This is a genomic window from Roseospira goensis (assembly GCF_014197795.1).
GTDB classification, from domain to species: domain Bacteria; phylum Pseudomonadota; class Alphaproteobacteria; order Rhodospirillales; family Rhodospirillaceae; genus Rhodospira; species Rhodospira goensis.
In genome coordinates this window covers 1-19,233 of record NZ_JACIGI010000023.1, presented here as the reverse complement: position 1 = coordinate 19,233, position 19,233 = coordinate 1, and the positions used below count along the sequence as shown (strand labels likewise).

The 19,233-nt window shown below is 71.1% G+C and carries 19 protein-coding genes; 14 read left to right on the top strand and 5 right to left on the bottom strand.

All coding sequences use genetic code 11. The annotated features are described in order from the left end of the window. Positions 1-282 precede the first annotated feature (282 nt). The 4 genes from GGD88_RS13050 to GGD88_RS13035 all read left to right on the top strand — a co-directional run bounded on the left by GGD88_RS13050 (position 283) and on the right by GGD88_RS13035 (position 3,560). Positions 283-783: a type III secretion system chaperone family protein gene (locus GGD88_RS13050; protein ID WP_184436121.1), complete on the top strand. Its 501-nt coding sequence runs from the start codon at positions 283-285 to the stop codon at positions 781-783. Positions 784-787: 4 nt separating this feature from the next. Then, on the top strand, positions 788-1,660 hold the full coding sequence (proC, locus tag GGD88_RS13045) for a pyrroline-5-carboxylate reductase (RefSeq protein ID WP_184436106.1): 873 nt from the start codon (positions 788-790) through the stop codon (positions 1,658-1,660). A 207-nt stretch (positions 1,661-1,867) separates the two neighbouring features. Continuing rightward, complete coding sequence (locus tag GGD88_RS13040; RefSeq protein WP_184436105.1) at positions 1,868-2,563, top strand: hypothetical protein; 696 nt, start codon at positions 1,868-1,870, stop codon at positions 2,561-2,563. A 595-nt stretch (positions 2,564-3,158) separates the two neighbouring features. After that, the gene (locus GGD88_RS13035; protein WP_246423750.1) at positions 3,159-3,560 is read left to right on the top strand and encodes a helix-turn-helix domain-containing protein; all 402 of its coding nucleotides are present in this window, start codon (positions 3,159-3,161) and stop codon (positions 3,558-3,560) included. A 153-nt stretch (positions 3,561-3,713) separates the two neighbouring features. Here GGD88_RS13035 and GGD88_RS13030 read toward each other — a convergent pair whose 3' ends face one another. Together GGD88_RS13030 and GGD88_RS13025 are read right to left on the bottom strand one after the other, a co-directional pair. Then, positions 3,714-4,631, bottom strand: coding sequence for an ion transporter (locus GGD88_RS13030; protein WP_246423749.1), 918 nt, complete (start codon positions 4,629-4,631; stop codon positions 3,714-3,716). A gap of 44 nt (positions 4,632-4,675) precedes the next feature. Continuing rightward, positions 4,676-4,945: a DUF2312 domain-containing protein gene (locus tag GGD88_RS13025; RefSeq protein ID WP_184436104.1), complete on the bottom strand. Its 270-nt coding sequence runs from the start codon at positions 4,943-4,945 to the stop codon at positions 4,676-4,678. Positions 4,946-5,211: 266 nt separating this feature from the next. Between GGD88_RS13025 and GGD88_RS13020 the strand changes: the two genes are divergently transcribed. Then, the gene (locus GGD88_RS13020) at positions 5,212-6,195 is read left to right on the top strand and encodes an alpha/beta fold hydrolase (protein ID WP_184436103.1); all 984 of its coding nucleotides are present in this window, start codon (positions 5,212-5,214) and stop codon (positions 6,193-6,195) included. 21 nt (positions 6,196-6,216) lie between these two features. Here GGD88_RS13020 and bluB read toward each other — a convergent pair whose 3' ends face one another. The 3 genes from bluB to paaX are packed head-to-tail and all read right to left on the bottom strand — an operon-like array spanning position 6,217 to position 9,340. Beyond that, entirely contained in the window at positions 6,217-6,897 is a 681-nt protein-coding gene (gene bluB, locus GGD88_RS13015; RefSeq protein WP_184436102.1) for a 5,6-dimethylbenzimidazole synthase, read from the bottom strand. A gap of 39 nt (positions 6,898-6,936) precedes the next feature. Continuing rightward, on the bottom strand, positions 6,937-8,310 hold the full coding sequence (locus GGD88_RS13010; RefSeq protein WP_184436101.1) for an FAD-dependent oxidoreductase: 1,374 nt from the start codon (positions 8,308-8,310) through the stop codon (positions 6,937-6,939). Positions 8,311-8,362: 52 nt separating this feature from the next. Further along, positions 8,363-9,340 (bottom strand): phenylacetic acid degradation operon negative regulatory protein PaaX, encoded by a 978-nt coding sequence (paaX, locus tag GGD88_RS13005; protein ID WP_246423748.1) that lies wholly within the window; start codon positions 9,338-9,340, stop codon positions 8,363-8,365. A 489-nt stretch (positions 9,341-9,829) separates the two neighbouring features. Here paaX and GGD88_RS13000 point away from each other — a divergent pair, with 489 nt between their 5' ends. From GGD88_RS13000 to adh, 9 genes are all read left to right on the top strand, one after another. Beyond that, positions 9,830-10,642, top strand: coding sequence for a Phenylacetic acid catabolic protein (locus tag GGD88_RS13000; protein WP_184436100.1), 813 nt, complete (start codon positions 9,830-9,832; stop codon positions 10,640-10,642). A 92-nt stretch (positions 10,643-10,734) separates the two neighbouring features. Then, on the top strand, positions 10,735-11,157 hold the full coding sequence (locus tag GGD88_RS12995; protein ID WP_221237140.1) for a hypothetical protein: 423 nt from the start codon (positions 10,735-10,737) through the stop codon (positions 11,155-11,157). A gap of 476 nt (positions 11,158-11,633) precedes the next feature. Further along, positions 11,634-12,809: an ABC transporter substrate-binding protein gene (locus GGD88_RS12990; protein WP_246423747.1), complete on the top strand. Its 1,176-nt coding sequence runs from the start codon at positions 11,634-11,636 to the stop codon at positions 12,807-12,809. Between the two features lie 97 nt (positions 12,810-12,906). Then, on the top strand, positions 12,907-13,791 hold the full coding sequence (locus GGD88_RS12985; protein ID WP_184436098.1) for a branched-chain amino acid ABC transporter permease: 885 nt from the start codon (positions 12,907-12,909) through the stop codon (positions 13,789-13,791). A 12-nt stretch (positions 13,792-13,803) separates the two neighbouring features. Then, positions 13,804-14,838 carry an ABC transporter permease subunit gene (locus GGD88_RS12980; protein ID WP_184436096.1) on the top strand — a complete coding sequence of 345 codons (1,035 nt, stop codon included), beginning with the start codon at positions 13,804-13,806 and terminating at the stop codon, positions 14,836-14,838. Beyond that, on the top strand, positions 14,835-15,593 hold the full coding sequence (locus GGD88_RS12975) for an ABC transporter ATP-binding protein (protein ID WP_184436094.1): 759 nt from the start codon (positions 14,835-14,837) through the stop codon (positions 15,591-15,593). Before GGD88_RS12980 ends, GGD88_RS12975 begins: the two co-directional genes overlap by 4 nt. Positions 15,594-15,623: 30 nt before the next feature. Then, the gene (locus tag GGD88_RS12970; RefSeq protein ID WP_184436165.1) at positions 15,624-16,328 is read left to right on the top strand and encodes an ABC transporter ATP-binding protein; all 705 of its coding nucleotides are present in this window, start codon (positions 15,624-15,626) and stop codon (positions 16,326-16,328) included. 140 nt (positions 16,329-16,468) lie between these two features. Beyond that, positions 16,469-16,948 carry a hypothetical protein gene (locus GGD88_RS12965; protein ID WP_184436093.1) on the top strand — a complete coding sequence of 160 codons (480 nt, stop codon included), beginning with the start codon at positions 16,469-16,471 and terminating at the stop codon, positions 16,946-16,948. 427 nt (positions 16,949-17,375) lie between these two features. Then, the gene (adh, locus tag GGD88_RS12960) at positions 17,376-18,896 is read left to right on the top strand and encodes an aldehyde dehydrogenase (RefSeq protein ID WP_184436092.1); all 1,521 of its coding nucleotides are present in this window, start codon (positions 17,376-17,378) and stop codon (positions 18,894-18,896) included. The last annotated feature ends 337 nt before the right edge of the window (positions 18,897-19,233 follow it).

Genomic DNA, 19,233 nt, shown 5'->3' with positions numbered 1-19,233 from the left:
GGACTGTCGAGTCGGAAGCCGGCGTCCGCCGGTGGTCCGCACGCGCGCCCGGCGCGGCGCTTGCCAGGGCGGGTCCGCTTTGGCACTGTGCTGTTTGTGGTCTGGCGCGCATTGAGCCCTATATCTGGATCTATCCACAGGATATGGGGCCAAGCCGGATCGGGCGGGCAGCATGGTGCGGTCCGGCCTCCGCCGACGCGGGCGCGGCGACGCGTCCGGGGCGCGATCCGGCGGGGCGGGGCGGCGTGGCCGCCCGGACCCTGTCCAGCTTGGGAGGGCACTATGACCACCTCGGCCATCGGCGTCGACAACACCTCCGCCAACCCCCTCGATCTGATCGAACAGTTCCTGTCCGTGAAGGAATGGGTGTTCGACCGGCGCGGCGAGGACGAGATGGTCGTGGAGGTGCCGAGCCAGTGGTGCACCCTGGGCCTGTTCCTGGCATGGTCGGAGGAACTGAGCGCGCTGCATCTGTCGTGCGCCTTCGACATGCGCGTGCCCGAGGGGCGGCGCGCCGCCGTCTACGAGCTGCTGGCGCACCTGAACGAGCGGCTGTGGCTGGGCCATTTCGCGCTGTGGACGGACGAGGGCTCGCCGATGTTCCGCCACACCGTGCTGCTGGCCGATCGCCGTCTCGCCGCCGAGGAGGTGCGCGACCTGATGGAGATCGCCGTTTCCGAATGCGATCGTTTCTACCCGGCGTTCCAGTTCGTGATCTGGGGCGGCAAGGGGCCGACCGAGGCCATCGCCGCCGCCATGCTCGACACCGTGGGCGAGGCCTGACGCGATGGTGGCGGCTTCCGATGCGGTTGGCGGCGCGGCCCTGGCCGCCGCGCGGGTGTGGCTGGTGGGCGGCGGCAAGATGGGCGGCGCCCTGCTGGCCGGCTGGCTCGGGCGCGGCCTGGCGCCGGCGCAGGTGACGGTGATCGACCCGTCCCCCGGTGTGGTGCCCGCCGGCGTGCGTACGGTCCCCGATCCCGCCGCGCTGGCGGCTGAGCCGGCACCGGACGTGCTGGTGCTGGCGGTCAAGCCGCAGATGATGGACGCCGTGCTGCCGGCCTACCGCCGCCTCGGCGGCGGCCCCACGGTGGTGCTGTCGGTGGCCGCCGGCCGGGTCATCGCCGGCTTCGAGGCCGCCTTCGGGCCGGGCACGCCGGTGGTCCGCAGCATTCCCAACACCCCCGCCGCGGTCCATCGCGGCATGACCGTGGCCTGCGCCAACCCCCACGTCACGCCGGCCGGGCGCACGACCTGCGACGCGCTGCTGGGCGCGGTGGGCGACATCGCCTGGGTCGAGGACGAAGCCCTGATCGACGCCGTCACGGCGGTCTCGGGCAGCGGGCCGGCCTATGTGTTCCTGCTCACCGAGTGCCTGGCCCGGGCCGGGGTGCAGGCCGGGCTGCCGGCGGATCTGGCCGACCGGCTGGCGCGGTCGACGGTGACCGGTGCCGCCGCGCTCATGGATCAGGCGGCCGAGGATCCCGCCACCCTGCGCGCCAACGTCACCAGCCCCAACGGCACCACGGCCGCCGCCCTGGACGTGCTGATGACCGAGGACGAGGGCGAGGGCGAGGGCAAGGGCAAGGGCGAGGGCCTGGCGGCGCTGATGGCGCGGGCCGTCGCCGCCGCCGCCCGGCGCTCGCGCGACCTGGCCGGATAGGACCCCGCCGGGTCTCGCGCCGGCGCGCGCGGGGGCTCTTGTGGTGGCGGCGAGGGCTCGATATGCTGCCGGAATGGCGGGGTGTCCGCCGCGGGGTGGAACCGCGGCCGGCGACCGCCTCCGGTCGGTGCGGATGCGGCCGGGCGCGTGAGCGGGCCACGACCCGACGGCGCGCTCGCGGGCCGCCTCCGGGTGGCGGGTGGGGCCATGACTCCTTTGGCGTGGATGGGTGCAACGACGCCCGTGGACGTGGTGCGGAGCGGGCGCGATGGCGCCGCCCGGCGCACCCTGTCGGCGGGCGTGCCGGCGGCCGAGGGCGGCGCGTTCCGCCGCTTCGACCTGGCGACCTCCGCCGGACCCGGCGTCGACCCGCGATCGCCGACCGCCGATCCGACGCGGCCGCGCCCGGATCGCCGACCCGAAGACGACGCCCCCGGCGCGCTCCGGCAACGCCGCCCGGCCGCCGCCGAGGCCGGCCCCGAGGATCGTCCGGCCGGCGCGGGCACGGAGAGCGCGGTCGCCCGCGCGGCCGGCGAGGCGCCGCGCGAGACCGAACCCCAGGGCCTGTTGCGGCCCCTGACCGCGGGCCGGACCGCGCTGCTGGCCGGGGCGCTGGGCGTGCTGGCGCAACTCGTCGGCCAATCCGCCGCGCCGCCCCAGGCAGCGACCGCCACCGCCGGACCGGCCGCGGCGCCGCTGCCCGCGGGGGGCGCGGGCACCGCGGACCAGGCCGAGACCGTCGGGCCGAGCGTGATCCAGACCCGGGCCGGCCTGCGGACTTACGAGGCCGCCAACCGCGCGGTCGGGGCGGCGGCCGGGCCGGCGGTCTCCGCCGATGGCCGCGAGATCCTGATCGGCGCCCCCGCGCCCGCGCGGACCCCGCTGCTCGACGCCGTCGCCTGATCCCCCACGTCTGTCCGCCATCCGCCTGTCGGTGCACCACCCCCACCGTGCCGAACGGCGGGTCGCGCCCTGCGGGACGGTGGGGGTGCGGACGCGCGAGTCCGGTTTGTCGGCCCTGTGCTGATCGCGGCCGAGCCGCAGCGGTCGCCTGTGGCGCGACTCGGGGGCGGGGCCTGTCGCCGACCGGCGGCCCGCATCGGTCGCAGGCCCGCGGCGGAAGGCGCGTAAGGGTCGCGAACACGCCCATAGCGGAGCGAGATTTTAATTGTTGTGAATAGTGGACCGATCGGGCGGTCCATCTCTTGCCGGCTCGCGCGGTCGGCGTTACCCAGTCAGAGGAACCCGCGCCGTGGGTGCGTAGAGAGGGCGTCGCCGGCGGGCGGGTTGCGAGGGTCCCGGACGGGCTCGGAGTATCCGCTGGGAGCATCCGCCTGGAGCATCCGCTTGGAGCATCCGCTTGGAGCATCCACTTGGAGCATCCACTTGGACGATCCGCTTGGAGCATCCCAGGGACCGACATCCGGGGACATGGGGTTTCGAAAGACCCCACCGCGAAGGACACGTCAGGACACGTCAGGAAGTGGGGACCCGAGCCATGAACCGCCTGTCCACGATTGAGACCATGCTGCCCGCCCGACCGGCCAACCGCGCCGGGGATGTTGACCGCTTCGTCGGCCAGCGCATCCGCGAGCGCCGGGTGATGCTGGGCCTGAGCCAGCAGCAGATGGCCGAGATGATCGGTGTGACCTATCAGCAGGCCCACAAGTACGAGCGCGGCATCAACCGCATCTCGGCCGGACGCCTTTTCGAGATCGCCCAGGTGCTGGGCGTGCCCGTCAGCTTCTTCTTCGAGGGCCTGGAGCAGGAGGCCGGCGGCGAGGTGCAGGGCCGCCAGCGCATGTGCCTGGAACTGGCCCGTAACTTCGCGCAGATCCGCAACGAGCGGCACCAGGACGCGCTCAGCCAACTCGCCCGCGCGCTCGCCGTCGAGGCCTGACCGGCCCCGCTCGGGGGCCGCTCGGGGGCCGAAGTTTGGGGCCGGAGATCGAGGTCGGAGATTGGGGGCGCGGATCGGACTCGGAGGTCGGCGTCCCACGCCCGTGATCGGACGGCCTCGCCGTGGGCGGGGTCGGCCTTTCCCGTGATCCCCTTACCGCTGGTCCGATGGGGGCGGGATCTTGAGGTGCGCGCGCACGGCGGCCATTTCGGCACGCAGGGCGCTCAACTCGGCCAATATGGTCTCTTCCCGGGAGTCCCGTGCCTCGGCGACCAGGCCCGCGGCGGCGTCGGCCTCCGCTTCTTCGCGGCGGTGCACGACCTGCATGGCATCGACGATGATGCCGATGAACAGGTTGAGGATGGCGAAGCTGGTGGCGACGATGAACGGGACGAAGAACAGCCACGAATACGGGTAGGCGTCCATCACCGGGCGGACGATGCCCATCGACCAGCTTTCCAGGGTCATCACCTGGAACAGCGTGTACATCGACGCGCCGATGGTGCCGAACCACTCGGGGAAGCTGTCGCCGAACAGCTTCGTGGAGAGCACGGCCCCGACGTAGAACACCAGCAGGATGATGGCGCCGACCGAGACCAGTCCGGGGATGGCGGCCAGCAGCGCGCCGACCACCCGGCGCATCTGCGGCACCACCGACAGCAGGCGCAGCACGCGCAGGATGCGCAGCGAGCGCAGTACCGCCAGCGGCCCCGAGGCCGGGATCAGCGCGATGCCGACGATGATGAAGTCGAACACATTCCAGCCGTCGCGGAAGAACCGCCAGCGCCGGTAGAGCAGCTTGCCGCCGATCTCAAACACGAAGATGGCCAGCACGATGCGGTCGAACGCCAGCAGCGCGGTCCCGGCCGCCGCCATGGCGCGGTCGCTGGTCTCCAGCCCGAGCGTGATGCCGTTCAGCACGATCAGTGTGATGATGACGCGCTGAAAGATGCGCCCCTCGACCAGCCGGCCCAGCCGCTCGATCCAGCCGCCGCCGCGGCTGCCGTCGTTGTCCGGACGTGTCCCCGGTGTCCGGCTCGAGGTGGTGTTGGTCTCTTCCATGCTCGCCATGCTCGCTCAAGGCCTCCCCGACCCGAGGGGGCGCGGGCCGGGTTCTACACGTTCACCGCGCGCCGGTACAGGTCGAGCAGTTCGTCCTGCTCCGCCAGGTCGTCGCGGTTCATTTTCCGCAACCGCACGATCTGGCGCATGATCTTGGTGTCGAATCCGGCCGATTTGGCCTCCGCGTAGACGTCCTTGATGTCATTCTGGAGGTTGCTTTTTTCCTCCTCCAGGTTTTCGATGCGTTCAATGAACGAGCGGAGCTGATCGGCGGCGATGCCTCCGACAATGGAGTCGCCGTCCCGGGGTGCGTCCTCGCTCATGGAGTCCTCCGCTGCCGTGGCAGGCCGTCATGGCCCATGGGGCGGCGCACTCTAGAGCAAGTTCGCGCGCCAGGGAATCGGTTTCCCGGCACGCGCAGGGGTCGATCCAGAGACCCGCGCGCCATCGCGCCCGGTCCCGGGGGCGCGACGGACCGGGGCGCCGCCGCGAGGGCCAAACCGTCCGCTCGACGGGAGGATCTGTCCATGCCCCTGCGACGCCCCGCGGGGACCCCGCCGCGCCTCCGCGCGACGCGGGGACCCCCCTCATGACGCCGCCGGCGCGGCTGGAACGGCGGATCGCCCTCGGCTCGGGCGGGCCGCGGGTCTACCTGCGCGGCCTCTGGTCGCCGGCCGGCGCACGGGCGGGCGGGCCGCCGCCCGTGCTGTGCGTGCACGGCTCGACCTATCCCGGGCACGTGGCCTTTGATCTGCCCCTCGACGGCCTGTCCTGGCTGGACGTGCTGGCGGCGGGCGGGCGATCGGCCTGGTGCGTGGACCTGCCCGGATACGGCCGGGCGGATCGTCCGCTCGCCATGGACCGGCCGGCGCACCTGTCGCCGCCGCTGACCCGCACCGACGAGGCGGTCGCCGCGGTCGCGGCCGCCCGCGACGCGGTGCTGGCCGAGACCGGCCAGGAGACCGTGGCGCTGCTGGGTTGGTCCTGGGGGACGACCATCTGCGCCGCCCTGGCGGCGCAAGAACCGGACCGGGTCGACCGCCTGGTGCTGTGGGGGCCGCAGTGGTTTCCGGAAAGCCCGACGTGGCTGGCGCCCGGATCCACGGCCATCGGGGCCTATCGGCTGGCGAGCCTCCCCGCGCTGCGCACACGCCGCTTCCGGGGGGTGCCGGAGGCCGAACGCGCCGCCCTGGTGCCGCCGGCGTGGCTGGATGCCTGGGAGACCGCGCTGCTGGACAGCGACCCGGCCGCGCGCGACCGCGACCCGCCGGCCATTCGCGCGCCCAACGGGACGATCGAGGATTCGCTGGAGTACTGGTGTGTCGGCGAGGCGCCGTACGATCCCGCGCGGATACGCGCGCCGACCCTGGTCGTGGTCGGCGAGTGGGATCGCGAGACCCCGCCGGACCAGGCGCGGGGCCTGTTCGAGGCCCTGCACGGCGCGTCCGTGCGGCGGCTGGTGGTGCTGGGGCGGGCCGGGCACTGGGCCATGCTGGACCGGCGCCGGCGCGACCTGTTCCACGTCGTCCAGGGCTTCCTGGACGAGCCGCTGGAGGAGGACCCGGGCGTGTGAGCGCGGGCCCCGGCCGGGGGCCTACCGCTCCGCCAGCACCGCCTCCAGCGGCAGACGCGCCTGCCAGCCGGCCGCGATCAGCTCCGGCGTGGGCCGCGCCGCCTCGGGGTAGCCCAGGCACAGGTAGGCCACCAGGGTCCAGGCTTCGGGCAGGTCGAGCACGGCGTGCAGGCGCGCCGGATGCACGATGGAGATCCAGCCCAGGCCGATGCCCTCCAGCCGCGCCGCCAGCCACAGGGTGTGGATGGCGCAGACCACCGAATACGGCGCAGTCTCCGGCATGGTCTGTTGGCCCAGGCCGCGGCCGTCGGTCGTCGCGGTGTCGCAGCACACCGCCAGGTGCACCGGGGCGTCGTCCAGGCCGGCCAGCTTGAGGGCCTGGTAGCGCGGCGCCGTCTCGGCATCGTAGACGGCGCCGGCCTCCGCCTTGGCCGCCAGGTGGTCCTCCAGCACCGCCCGCCGGCGGCCCGGGTCGCGCACCCGCACGAACCGCCAGGGCTGCGAGAATCCGACCGACGGCGCCAGGTGGGCGAGCCCGAGCAGCCGGGTGACCGTGTCCTCCGGGATCGGGTCGGTGCGGAAGCGGCGCACGTCACGGCGCCAGGTCAGCAGGGCGGCGAAGTCACGGCGGAAGGCGTCGTCCCACACCGGCGGATCGGCCGGATCGAACGCGGTGGCGGTGGCGGTGTCTGGGTCGGGCATCGGCGGACCTTTCGGACTCGGGTCGGACTCGGGTCGGGGTCAGGCGTCGGCGGTCTGGGTGGCGGCCGTGTCGGGCGCGCCGGGTGCCGCGTCCAGCGCCGCCAGCATGGCCGCCACAGAGGTGAACTTCTCGCGCGGCCGGCCGGCGGCGGCCCCGCGCGCCACCTCGGCGGCATCGAGGCGGTCCCAGTCCTCCCGCGACACCGCGCGCACCCCGCGCGCCACCAGCAGGCGGTCCAGGGCGTCCGGTCCCGGCTTGCCGGCCGCCTGGGCGTCCAGCCAGGCCAGCACGCGCCCGGCCACGGCCATCGAATCGGCCCGGTTGGTGGGGATGACACCGCTGGGGCCGCGCTTGGACCAGCCCACCACGAACAGCCCCGGCGCCACCGTTCCGTCGGTGTTGGCGACCACGCCGCGGTCGTCCAGCGGCGCGCCCGCCAGGGCGGCGCAGCGGTAGCCGATGGCGCTGACCACGGTGGCGACGGGCAGGTCGGTGGTCTCCTCGGTGACGACGGCGCGGCCGTCCTCGACCCGGGTGCGGGCCAGGCGCAGGCCGGTGACGGCGCCGTCCGCCCCCAACACCGCCAGCGGGGCGACGCGGAAATGAAAGTGCACCCGCACCGGCGCCGCCGACGCCGCCGGACGGGCGGCAAGCCCGCGCAGGATCTCCAGGGTCTTGTCCTTGAGCGCCTGCTCCTTGGGATCGTCCCACGCCCCCGCGGCGTCGGGCAGCGCGGCCGGGTCGACCACCGGCACGGCCCGCGTCAGGGTGCCCATCTCGGCCAGTTCGGCGGGCGTGAAGCTGGCCTCCAGCGGGCCGCGCCGGCCCAGGATGTGGATGTCGGTCAGGGGGGCGGCGGCGATCGTCCGGGCCGCGTCGGCGGTCAGGTCGGCGCCGGTCATCTCCGCCGGTGTCTTGGCCAGCACCCGGGCGATGTCCAGGGCCACGTTGCCGTTGCCGACCACCGCAACCCCCGGCCCCGTCAGGCGCGGTGCCAGGCCGGCGTGGTCGGGATGACCGTTGTACCAGCCGACGAAGGCGCCGGAGCCGTAGACGCCCGCCAGGTCCTCGCCGGGGATGCCGAGACGGCGGTCCTCGGGCGCGCCGGTGGCCAGGATCACCGCGTCGTAGGCGTCGCGCAGCTCGGCCAGCGTCACGTCCCGGCCGACGGCCACATGGCCCAGGAACCTCACCCCGGGCCGGCCCAGGGTGCGGGCGAACTGGCGCACGATGGCCTTGGTGCCCTGGTGGTCGGGGGCCACGCCGGCCCGCACCAGCCCGAACGGCGTGGGCAGGCGGTCGAGCATGTCGATGCGGGCGTCGGGGCGCTTGCGGATGAGGGCGTCGGCGGCGTACAGGCCGGCGGGACCGGCGCCCACGATACAGACGGTGGCGGGGCTGGGGGTGGTCATGCGGGTCCTCCCTGCGGTCGTTTGTCTGGGGCGAGACCCGCCCGGCCCTTGGTCAGCCCGGGGTGTCCGCCAACAGGCCGCCGAAGCGGTCGTAGAACACCCGGGCGGCGCGCGGCAGCGGGCCGTCCGCCGTCTCCAGGGTGTCCATGATGTGGCGCTCGGCGGCCTGGTAGGTGGCGCGGTAGATGTTGCGGCACAGCAGGCGGGCGGCCGCTCCCGGCCAGTCCGGCGGCAGCACCTCCAGGGGCAGCAGCGGATCGCGCAGCAGCACCCGGCGGTAGTCGTGGATCAGCAGGGTGCGCACCAGGAACGCCTGCACCGGCGCGCAGCCGTCGCCGGCCGCCTCCAGCGCCCGCCACACCGGGCGGAAGCGCTCCAGGAAGGCGCCATAGTCCGCCGCCAGCGTGTCCAGGTCCCAGCAGCCGCGCACCATGGCGGTGCTGGCGAGCGGGTCGGTCATGGGATGGCCGCGCGCCCGCATCACCACCACCGCGTCGCTCAGGCCGTGGCTGTCCAGGGTCTGGCGCAGGCCGTCGTCCTCGCCGCCCGGATGGGCCAGCACGCTCGGCGCCAGGGTGCCGTAGCCCTGCCACAGCAGGTCGCGGCGCAGCGCCTCGCGCTGGTCCGGCTCCAGCGGCACGGCGTTGGTCAGCACCAGCAGCCAGTCGCCGTCCCAGGGCGGCTGGTCGAGGGCATAGATGCGCCGGTGCGCGGCCTCGAAACGGCGCCGGCCCTCGGCGGTGAGGGCGTAGTAGCTGCGCCGGCCGATCTGCTCGGCCACCAGCCAGTCGTCCCGGGTCAGGCGGAACACCGCGGTGCGCACCATGCGCTCGGACAGGCCCAGCGGCTCGACCAGCCGGATCAGGCTGCCCAGCCATGTGCTGCCGCCGTGGGGCAGGATGCTGTCGCCGTAGATGGTGACGATCAGCGACTTGGCGCGCAGCGGAATGGCCTCGGTGACGCGCGTGATCTGGTCGTCCAGGCGGCGGGACCGGGGCATCGGGGGCGTGGTGGGCATGGCGGCGGGCATAGGGAGGAATCCTGCTCGGATGCACGCGGGCAGACGCGCACGGACGGGGGCCGGCGGTGGGGCAAACCGGTCTTGTAGGCGGTTCGGCTCCGGACGGAAAGGGCCGAGACCGCGTCGCGCTCGCGCGGCCGGGCCGCGGGCGGGCCCCGGGCGGCGGCCGGGTGCTGGCGGACGTGTTACTCTTTCGCACTGTCATGCCGATAAACCGTATAATATAAAGGGGCATTCCCCTGGGCGCCGTGGCGCGCCGGCAATCCCTTGATAACGCGTTCAACAGCCTCGTTTCTGCCCCTGCGATCGGCACCATTATGTCCCCTGGTTGCGGATCCGAAAAGCATTGACAACCCTCGAAGCGTTACACTAAATCGGTTCTGAAAAGCAATTGTGTGTCACTTTGGGCGGGGTCGCCCGGCCGCGAGACCGCGCCCGCCGGAGCGGCAACCCCGGCGCACACGACCCGATCCACACGACTCGAGGGAGGACGGCGCGATGCCGACGTGGAAGACCTACGACAAGGGCGACACCCTGCCGGAGGACTACAAGACCCTGCTGCTGAACCTGATGTCGTTCCAGGCCGATTCCGAGTACGCCGGCGGTCAGCGGGTGATGGAGAACATGCGGTTCGCGCCCCGCCCCGAGGAGGCCTACCGCCTGTCCAAGAAGGTCATGGAGGAGATGGGCCACGGCTACTACGTCTGGAACCTGATGCAGGACCTGGGGGTGGACGTGGACGCGCGGGTGCAGGAACTGGTCCAGAACCCGGACAATCCCGATCCGGCCAAGGTCAACGTCATCAACGGCTTCCGCAAGGAGAACTGGTCCACCTGGTTCGAGGACTGGTACGACGTCGGCCTGTTCTCCACCGTGGTTACCCCGGCCGCCGTCGCCTTCCTGGGCCAGTACCGCGAGTGCTCCTACCTGCCCTGGGCGCGGGTCAACGTGCGCATTCACAAGGAGGAGCACGGCCACCTCGCGTTCGGCGTCTGGGCGACCAAGCGCAACATCGAGTTCGGTGGCGAGAAGGCGCGCGAGATCTGCCAGTCCAAGGTCGAGAAGTTCATGCGCATCGGCCTGGGCTTCTACGGCCGCCCGAGCAAGGGCGCGAAAGCCTCCGCCATGTTCCAGAAGTACCTGGACTACGGCATCAAGACCCGCACCCCGGAAGAGCTTCAGGCCGAATACCTGGAGCTGCTGGAGGACCGCCTCAAGGACTGCGGCCTGGAGATGCCGCGCAACGTCGAGCCCGACTACGACATGCGCATGGGCTACGAGGCCGGCGAGACCGTCGCCCACGTTTCCTGAGGCGTCTCCTGACGCGAGTCCAGAGGGGGATCGGCCGTGACCCGGACGGATCCCGGTCGCGGCCGACCGGAACAGTATCGGAGACCCGGTCCATGACACCCGAAAGCGGCACCAACGCGGTGCCGGAACTGCCCAACACCCTGTTCGCCAGCGGCCGCAGCGTGCTCGCGAAGTTCGGCTACCGTCACCTGGAGGACGGCGAACTGCGCGAGGACTGGGCCGAGATGTGGGACCTGCTGCGCGGCGACTTCGCGTCCGCCGGCGGTGGCGCCGTGCCGGCCTACGACGCTCTGGGCGCGGCCGCGCAGGCGGCGGCGCGCGAGTACATGGCGCGCCGGCTGATCGCCGACCGCAATCTGGAAACCTGCGAACGCTGGCACGTGCGCATCTTCTCGGACGGCGTGCAGACCGACGCGGTGGAGAGCTACGCGATCGCCCGCGATGCCTACGAGGACAGCGTGGAAGCCTTCGGCGCCGCCCGCGAACGCCTGGAGCAGGTGTTGCGCCAGGGTTGAGGGGGCGCGCCCCTGCGGGCGCGTGGGCGCGAGACTCCCTGTCTTCTCTCGGTGCCACGCTCCGGCGTGGGACCGGCGCCTGCCGCCCTGCGCCCACGCAGGAGCGTGGGCGCGAGACCCCCTATGCTTCCTCGGTGCCACGCTCCGGCGTGGGACAGCACGACGCCGAGGCGCCCACGCGGGAGCGTGGGCGCGAGACTCCCTATGCTGTCTCGGTCCCACGCTCCGGCGTGCGACCGAAACCCTGTCACGCGGCTCCGTCCGGGCCTTCCGGCATACCCGCCGAGCGGCTATGGTCTTGAGCCGGCGGCCCCGCTCCGGCCCCGTGCCGAAATGGTTTCAATTGAAACTGCCTTCGGGTACGGTTCCGACACCGGTGGCCGGCGCCGGCGGCGTGCCCGCCGCCAGGCACCCAAACCAAATCAAGATCACCAACCAAGATCACAAAGCAAGACAACGACACGGGAGGTCAGTCGATGATGACGCGGTTTACGAAGGGGCTGATGCTGGCCGGGGTGGCGCTGGTCGCGCTCGGCCTGACGGCGCCCGCTCCGTCCCCGGCCCAGGCGCAGGAGGACCCGATCCGCATCGGGTCGTTCCTGGCGGTCACCGGACCGGCGTCGTTCCTGGGAGACCCGGAGCTGAAGACGCTGGAGATGTACATCGAGCGCATCAACCAGGCCGGCGGTCTGCTGGGCCGCGAGCTGGAGCTGGTGCACTACGACACCGGCGCCGACGCCAACAAGGCCCGCACCTTCGCCAAGCGCCTGCTGGAGTCGGACGAGGTGGACGTCATCCTGGGCGGCTCCACCACCGGCACCACCATGGCGGTGATCCCGCTGGTCGAGCGCGCCGAGGTGCCGTTCATCTCGTTCGCCGGCGGCGTGTCGATCATCGACCCGGTCAAGCCCTGGGTGTTCAAGACCCCGCACACCGACCGCATGGCCTGCGGCAAGATCTTCGAGGACATGCAGGGCCGCGGCATCTCCAAGGTGGCGCTGATCTCCGGCACCGGCGGGTTCGGCAAGTCGATGCGCGGCCAGTGCCTGGAGGTCGCACCCGACTACGGCATCGAGATCGTCGCCGACGAGACCTATGCGCCCTCCGACACCGACATGGTCGCCCAGCTCACCAAGATCAAGAACACCGAGGGCGTCGAGGCCGTGGTCAACCCGGGCTTCGGCCAGGGCCCCGCGATCGTGACCAAGAACTTCGCCCAGATCGGGATGGCGGTGCCGCTGTACCAGTCGCACGGTGTCGCCTCGAAGAAGTTCATCGAGCTGGCCGGGGACGCCGCCGAGGGCGTGCGCCTGCCCGCCGCCGCCCTGCTGGTGGCTGAGAAGCTGCCCGACGGCGACCCGCAGCGGCCCATCGTGGTGGGCTACAAGAGCACCTACGAGGCCGTGCACGGCGAAGGCTCCGTCTCCACCTTCGGCGGCCACGCCTATGACGGCCTGATGCTCTACAAGGCGGCGGTCGAGGCCGCCGGCAGCGCCGATCCGGCCGCCGTGCGCGACGCCCTGGAGGCCACCCGCGGCTTCATCGGCACCGCCGGCGAGGTCACCATGAGCGCGGACGATCATCTGGGCCTGGACCTGACCGCCTTCCGTATGCTGGAAATCCGGGACGGCGACTGGGTGCTCGTGAACTGACGATCGCCCCGATCGCGACCCGCCGCGCGCGCCCCTCCCGCCCGTCCGGGGCCGGCGCGCGCGGCCCGTCCGGACCTGCCTGCGAACGGATCCCTCCATGCCCGCCCCGCTCGTCGAGTTTCTCCAGTTCCTCTTCTCCGGCATCACCAGCGGCGCCATCTACGCGCTCGTGGCGCTGGGCTTCGCGCTGATCTACAACGCCAGCCACGTCATCAACTTCGCCCAGGGCGAGTTCGTCATGCTCGGCGGCATGGTCACCTGGGCGCTCCTGAGCCAGGGGATCGACCTGCCGCTGGCCATCGCCGGCGCCGTGGCGCTGACCATGGTGGTCGGGCTGGCGCTGGAGAAGCTGGCCATCGAGCCGGCCCGCAACGCCGACGTGGTCACCCTCATCATCATCACCATCGGCGCCGGCATCTTCCTGCGCGGCCTGACCAGCGTGACGCTGGGCAAGGACCTGCACGCGCTGCCGTCGTTCTCCGGCGACGAGCCGCTTAGCCTGCTGGGCGCGACCATCATGCCGCAGAGCCTGTGGATCCTGGGGGTGACCGCGGGGATCGTGGTGCTGCTGCACGGGTTCTTCAATTACACGCTGCTGGGCAAGGCCATCCTGGCGACCAGCCACAACCGGCTCGCCGCGCGCCTGGTGGGCATCAACGTCAGCTTCGTGCTGCTGCTCAGCTTCGGCCTGTCGGCCCTGCTGGGGGCGGTCGCGGGCATCCTGATCGCGCCCATCACCGCGACCCACTTCGAGGTCGGCATCATGCTGGGCCTGAAGGGCTTTGCCGCCGCCATCCTGGGCGGTCTGGGCAACGGCGTGGGCGCCATCGTCGGCGGCCTGCTGCTCGGCCTGATCGAGAGCCTGGGCGCCGGCTACATCTCCTCGGACTACAAGGACGCCATGGCCTTCGTGGTCATCCTGGGCGTGCTGTTCTTCATGCCGAGCGGCCTGTTCGGCCGCCGTGGCACCGAGCGCGTCTGAGGCGGGGCGACCATGGCAGACATCAGACCCTCCGGATACAGCAAGCACCGCAAGCCGCAGACCTACAGCCGCCGCCTGGGCACCCGGGCGACGCCGGCCCAGGTGCTGCTGTCCGAGCGCGTCGGCGGCATGCTCACCCTGCTGGTGGTGATCGCGGTTCTGCCGCTGCTGCTGACCAACAACTACCAGTACGACGTGGTCGTCAACATCGGCATCAACGCCATCGTGGTGGTCGGCCTCAACCTGCTGATCGGCTACGCTGGCCAGATCAGCCTCGGGCATGCCGGCTTCTTCGCCCTCGGCGCCTATGCCTCGGCCATCCTGACCACGCGCTACGGCCTCCACGGCGCGCTGGCGCTGCCGCTGGGGGCGCTCGGCGTCGGGCTGCTGGCCTATGTGATCGCGCGCCCCATCCTGCGCCTGTCCGGGCACTACCTGGCGATGGCGACCCTGGGCGTCGGTCTCATCATCAACATCGTCATCAGCCGCGAAGCCTGGCTGACCGGCGGTCCCGACGGCATGTATGTCCCCGCCATCGAGGTCTGGGGCTTCGAGCTGTACGGCGGCCCGGTGTGGTACTGGATCGTGGCCGCGGTCCTGGTGCTGGCGGTGTGGCTGTCCCTGAACCTGATCGACAGCCCGGCGGGCCGCGCCCTGCGCGCCCTGCACGGGGCCAGCGTGGCGGCCGAGGTCGCCGGCGTCGACACCACCCGCTACAAGGTCATGGTGTTCGTGCTGTCGGCGGTGATGGCGTCGGTCGCGGGCAGCCTGGCGGCGCACTTCTCCGAGTTCGTCACCCCCGACAAGGCCAGCTTCTTCCACTCCATCCTGTTCGTCACGATGGTGGTGTTCGGCGGCATGGCCTCCACCTTCGGCGCCCTGGTCGGCGCCGCGGTCCTGACCCTGCTGCCACAGCTTCTGGCCGATTTCGCGTCCTACGAACACATGATCCTGGGTCTTATCATGATGGTGGTCATGATCTTCATGCCGAAGGGGCTGGTGCCCACCCTGTCCGGGCTGGCGCGGCGCCGGAGGGCGCGGTCATGAGCCTGCTGCGCGTGGAGAACCTGAGCATCCAGTTCGGCGGCGTGCGCGCCATCCAGGACCTGGACTTCACCATCGACCCCGGCACCGTGCATTCCATCATCGGCCCCAACGGCGCCGGCAAGACCACGCTGTTCAACCTCATCACCGGGGTCTATCGGCCCACCACGGGCGCCATCTACCTCGACGACCAGCCGGTCACCGGGCGGCGGCCCAATGAACTGGCCCGCATGGGCATGTCGCGCACGTTCCAGAACCTCCAGATCATGATGAACATGACGGCGCTGGAGAACGTGATGGTCGGCCGCCACCTGCACCTGAACCGCAACCTGCTGGCCTGCCTGCTGCGTCTGCCCGCGATCACGCGCGGCGACCGGACGGCGCGCAAGCGCTGCATCGAGTTGATGGAGCGGGTCGGGCTCGGCGGCTACATCAACGCCGAGGCCGGCGCCATGCCCTATGGGGCGCTGAAGCGCCTGGAGATCGCCCGCGCGCTGGCGGCCGAACCCACCCTGCTGCTGCTGGACGAACCGGCGGCCGGCCTGAACGCGCGCGAGACCAAGGAGATCGACGAGGTGATCGTGGCGGTGGCCCGGGCCGGCGTCACCGTGGTGCTGGTGGAACACGACATGAAGCTGGTGATGGGCATTTCCGACCATATCCTGGTGCTGGACTACGGCCGCAAGCTGGCCGAGGGCACCCCGGAGGAGGTGCGCAACAATCCGGCCGTGATCGCCGCCTACCTGGGCAATGTGTAAGGGAGGGGCAATGTGTAAGGGAGGGGTGGCCTGATGCTCGAAATCCAGGGGCTGACCAGCCACTACGGCCGCATCCAGGCGCTTGAGGGCGTCGACCTGACCATCGCCGAGGGCGAGCTGGTCGCGCTGGTGGGCGCCAACGGGGCCGGCAAGACCACCCTGCTGCGCTGCATCTCCGGGGTGCAGCCGGTCACCGGCGGCCGCATCCTGTTCGAGGGCCGCGATATCACCCGGGCGGCGCCGCAGAGCCGCGTCGCGCTCGGCATCTGCCAGGTGCCGGAAGGGCGCCAGGTGTTCGGCCCGCTGTCGGTCGAGGATAACCTGAAGCTGGGCGCCTTCCGCCGCCGCGGCAAGCGTGTGGCCGACGACCTGGAGCGCATGTACACCCGCTTTCCGGTGCTGAAGGAGAAGCGCAAGCAGCCCGCCGGCACCCTGTCCGGCGGGCAGCAGCAGATGCTGGCGATCTGCCGGGCGCTGATGGCGCATCCGCGCCTGCTGCTGCTGGACGAACCGTCGATGGGGCTGGCGCCGCTGCTGGTGGGCGAGATCTTCAACACCGTCGAACTGCTCAAGGAGCAGGGCACCACCCTGTTCCTGGTGGAGCAGAACGCCTACGCCGCGCTCGGCATCGCCGATCGCGGCTACGTGCTGGAGACCGGCGGGGTGGTGCTGTCCGACACGGGCGCCGCGCTGCTGGAGAACGCGCGCGTCAAGGAGGCGTATCTCGGCCTGTAGAGCCGATCGTGCCACACGGCATCGGCGCCCCTCGCGAGAACAGCGCCCGCCCCAGTTCTCCGTTCGCCCGGTTGTGGCCTTCTGCTAGCCTGACGATACGGATGCGGATCAACCGGGCGACGGGCGAGGGAGGGCGAGGCATGGCCGATGACCAGACGGAATCCCCGATCCAACTGCGGCTCGTCTCCACCTCTCTCGGGCTCAAGATCCCCTATACGCCCATCGGGGTCTCGGTGCTCTCCAGCACGTATCTTCAGTTCAAGATGGGTAAGGACACCTATCTCTATGGCATCGGTGTGCCGATCGACGCCGGCTCGGGCGCCCTGTTCATCGGCAGCGTCGCCACCGACTACTTCACGATCCGGCACAACGCCAAGCGGCAGGCCCGCATCCCGCGCATGCATGGCCTGGAGGCGGAGATCAAGATCTCGGGCCTGGTGGTCGGCGGCTACGGCAAGATCGACATCGACCTTCAGGTGTTCGACGAGTTCGCCGACAAGAACAACCCGCTGCTCAAGGTGAACCGGCAGAACCAGGCGGCCGAGGGCATCCTGGCCTTCGACCTGACCATGTCGGGGACGCTGCTGAAGTTCGAGAAGAAGAAAGAGCAGGGCGACTAGAGCCGATTGTTCGAAATCGGACCCGCAGATGCGGTCCGATTTCGAACGTGAATCGGCTCTACATTATGGATTTTACAGCCGATTATCGCGACAAACCGACATCGCGCGGCGAGTCGGGTTTGTCGCAATCGGCTGTAGCGCCCGCGTCGGCGCGCACCGAGTCGCCCGAGTCGCGGCCGCACGACCGGGCGATGCCGGGGGCGCCCGCTCGCGACCCGCCAGATATCAGGGACCGCGCACCCCTGCAAAAGCAGGGGTTGAAGGGTCTCGCCAATCCCGACATCGTAACGACGTGAGGGGACGATTCCGGGTGCCCCGGCGGCACGCCGGTCGTCGGCCATGGGGCCGGCCCGGTACGGCGCGGCTGCGCCCTCAAATCCGATACCGGCGCACACAAGCCGGACCACCCCCCAGGGAGGAGCACAGCATGAACAAGGTCGAGTTCTTCCGCGACGTGAAGCCCCCGTTCGCGACCCGCTACGACAACTTCATCGGCGGCAAGCCGACCCCGCCGGTGAACGGCCGCTACTTCGACAACCCGACGCCGGTCACCGGCCAGGTGCTGTGCGAGGTGGCCCGCTCCGACGCCGCCGACGTCGACCTGGCGCTGGACGCCGCCCACGCCGCTAAGGACGCCTGGGGCCGCACCAGCGTGGCCGAGCGCGCCCTGATCCTGAACCGCATCGCCGACCGCATCGAGGAGAACCTGGAGCGCCTCGCGACCGCCGAGACCTGGGACAACGGCAAGCCGATCCGCGAATCGATGGCCGCCGACCTGCCACTGGCCGTCGACCATTTCCGCTACTTCGCCGGGGCCATCCGCGCCCAGGAGGGCGGCATTTCCGAGATCGACGCCGACACCGTGGCCTATCACTTCCACGAGCCGCTGGGCGTCGTCGGCCAGATCATCCCGTGGAACTTCCCGCTCCTGATGGCGACGTGGAAGCTGGCGCCGGCGCTGGCGGCCGGCAACTGCGTGGTGCTGAAGCCGGCCGAGCAGACCCCGGCCTCGATCATGGTGCTGATGGAGATCATCGGCGATCTGCTGCCGCCCGGCGTGCTCAACGTGGTCAGCGGCTTCGGGCTGGAGGCCGGCAAGCCGCTGGCCAGTTCCAACCGCATCGCCAAGATCGCGTTCACGGGCGAGACCACGACCGGCCGCCTGATCATGCAGTACGCCAGCGAGAACCTGATCCCGGTGACGCTGGAACTGGGCGGCAAGTCGCCCAACATCTTCTTCGAGGATGTCTGTGCCGCCGATGACGACTTCTTCGACAAGGCCGTCGAGGGCTTCGTCATGTTCGCGCTGAATCAGGGCGAGGTCTGCACCTGCCCGTCGCGCGCCCTGATCCACGAGGCCATCTACGACCGGTTCATGGAGCGCGCCCTGGCCCGCGTGGCGGCCATCACCGCCGGCGACCCCCTGGATCCGGCCACCATGATCGGTGCCCAGGCGTCGACCGAGCAGATGGAGAAGATCCTCAGCTATCTGGATATCGGCCGCCAGGAAGGGGCCGAGGTGCTGGCCGGCGGCGGTCGCAACACCGAGCTGCCCGGACCGCTGTCGACCGGGTACTACATCCAGCCGACGGTGTTCCGCGGCCACAACAAGATGCGGGTGTTCCAGGAGGAGATCTTCGGCCCCGTGGTCGCCGTCACAACCTTCAGGGACACCGACGAGGCGATCACGATCGCCAACGAAACCCTGTACGGCCTCGGCGCCGGGGTGTGGTCGCGCGACGCCAACACCTGCTACCGCATGGGCCGCGCCATCCAGGCCGGGCGGGTGTGGACCAACTGCTACCACGCCTATCCGGCCCATGCGGCGTTCGGCGGCTACAAGCAGTCGGGGGTGGGGCGCGAGACCCACGCCATGATGCTCGGCCACTACCAGCAGACCAAGAACCTGCTGGTGAGCTACTCGCCGAAGAAGCTCGGGTTCTTCTGACCCGGGTCCCCGGTCTTGGGTCTGGGGTCCACGCGGGAGCGTGGGACCGGGTCCCTCCGCTCCGGGCGCCCACGCGGGAGCGTGGGCGCGAGAGTCTTTTCCTTCTTGCTCCCACGCTCCCGCGTGGGAGCAAGACACGCCCCACTTCTTTCTTGCTCCCACGCTCCCGCGTGGGAGCAAGACACGCCCCACTTCTTTCTTGCTCCCACGCTCCCGCGTGGGAGCAAGACACGCCCCACTTCTTTGGTTCATGACGGAAAATCGGGGAGGGGCGGACAACGGGACGGTCTGACACACTGGTAGTTGCGACACGACACAGACTGCCAGGGAGGCCCCG

Excerpts from the sequence above, each read along its gene's own strand:
- GGD88_RS13050 (WP_184436121.1), top strand. The coding sequence starts at position 283 with ATGACCACCTCGGCCATCGGCGTCGACAACACCTCCGCCAACCCCCTC.
- proC (WP_184436106.1), top strand. The coding sequence starts at position 788 with ATGGTGGCGGCTTCCGATGCGGTTGGCGGCGCGGCCCTGGCCGCCGCG.
- GGD88_RS13040 (WP_184436105.1), top strand. The coding sequence starts at position 1,868 with ATGACTCCTTTGGCGTGGATGGGTGCAACGACGCCCGTGGACGTGGTG.
- GGD88_RS13035 (WP_246423750.1), top strand. The coding sequence starts at position 3,159 with ATGAACCGCCTGTCCACGATTGAGACCATGCTGCCCGCCCGACCGGCC.
- GGD88_RS13030 (WP_246423749.1), bottom strand. The coding sequence starts at position 4,631 with ATGGCGAGCATGGAAGAGACCAACACCACCTCGAGCCGGACACCGGGG.
- GGD88_RS13025 (WP_184436104.1), bottom strand. The coding sequence starts at position 4,945 with ATGAGCGAGGACGCACCCCGGGACGGCGACTCCATTGTCGGAGGCATC.
- GGD88_RS13020 (WP_184436103.1), top strand. The coding sequence starts at position 5,212 with ATGACGCCGCCGGCGCGGCTGGAACGGCGGATCGCCCTCGGCTCGGGC.
- bluB (WP_184436102.1), bottom strand. The coding sequence starts at position 6,897 with ATGCCCGACCCAGACACCGCCACCGCCACCGCGTTCGATCCGGCCGAT.
- GGD88_RS13010 (WP_184436101.1), bottom strand. The coding sequence starts at position 8,310 with ATGACCACCCCCAGCCCCGCCACCGTCTGTATCGTGGGCGCCGGTCCC.
- paaX (WP_246423748.1), bottom strand. The coding sequence starts at position 9,340 with ATGCCCGCCGCCATGCCCACCACGCCCCCGATGCCCCGGTCCCGCCGC.
- GGD88_RS13000 (WP_184436100.1), top strand. The coding sequence starts at position 9,830 with ATGCCGACGTGGAAGACCTACGACAAGGGCGACACCCTGCCGGAGGAC.
- GGD88_RS12995 (WP_221237140.1), top strand. The coding sequence starts at position 10,735 with ATGACACCCGAAAGCGGCACCAACGCGGTGCCGGAACTGCCCAACACC.
- GGD88_RS12990 (WP_246423747.1), top strand. The coding sequence starts at position 11,634 with ATGATGACGCGGTTTACGAAGGGGCTGATGCTGGCCGGGGTGGCGCTG.
- GGD88_RS12985 (WP_184436098.1), top strand. The coding sequence starts at position 12,907 with ATGCCCGCCCCGCTCGTCGAGTTTCTCCAGTTCCTCTTCTCCGGCATC.
- GGD88_RS12980 (WP_184436096.1), top strand. The coding sequence starts at position 13,804 with ATGGCAGACATCAGACCCTCCGGATACAGCAAGCACCGCAAGCCGCAG.
- GGD88_RS12975 (WP_184436094.1), top strand. The coding sequence starts at position 14,835 with ATGAGCCTGCTGCGCGTGGAGAACCTGAGCATCCAGTTCGGCGGCGTG.
- GGD88_RS12965 (WP_184436093.1), top strand. The coding sequence starts at position 16,469 with ATGGCCGATGACCAGACGGAATCCCCGATCCAACTGCGGCTCGTCTCC.
- adh (WP_184436092.1), top strand. The coding sequence starts at position 17,376 with ATGAACAAGGTCGAGTTCTTCCGCGACGTGAAGCCCCCGTTCGCGACC.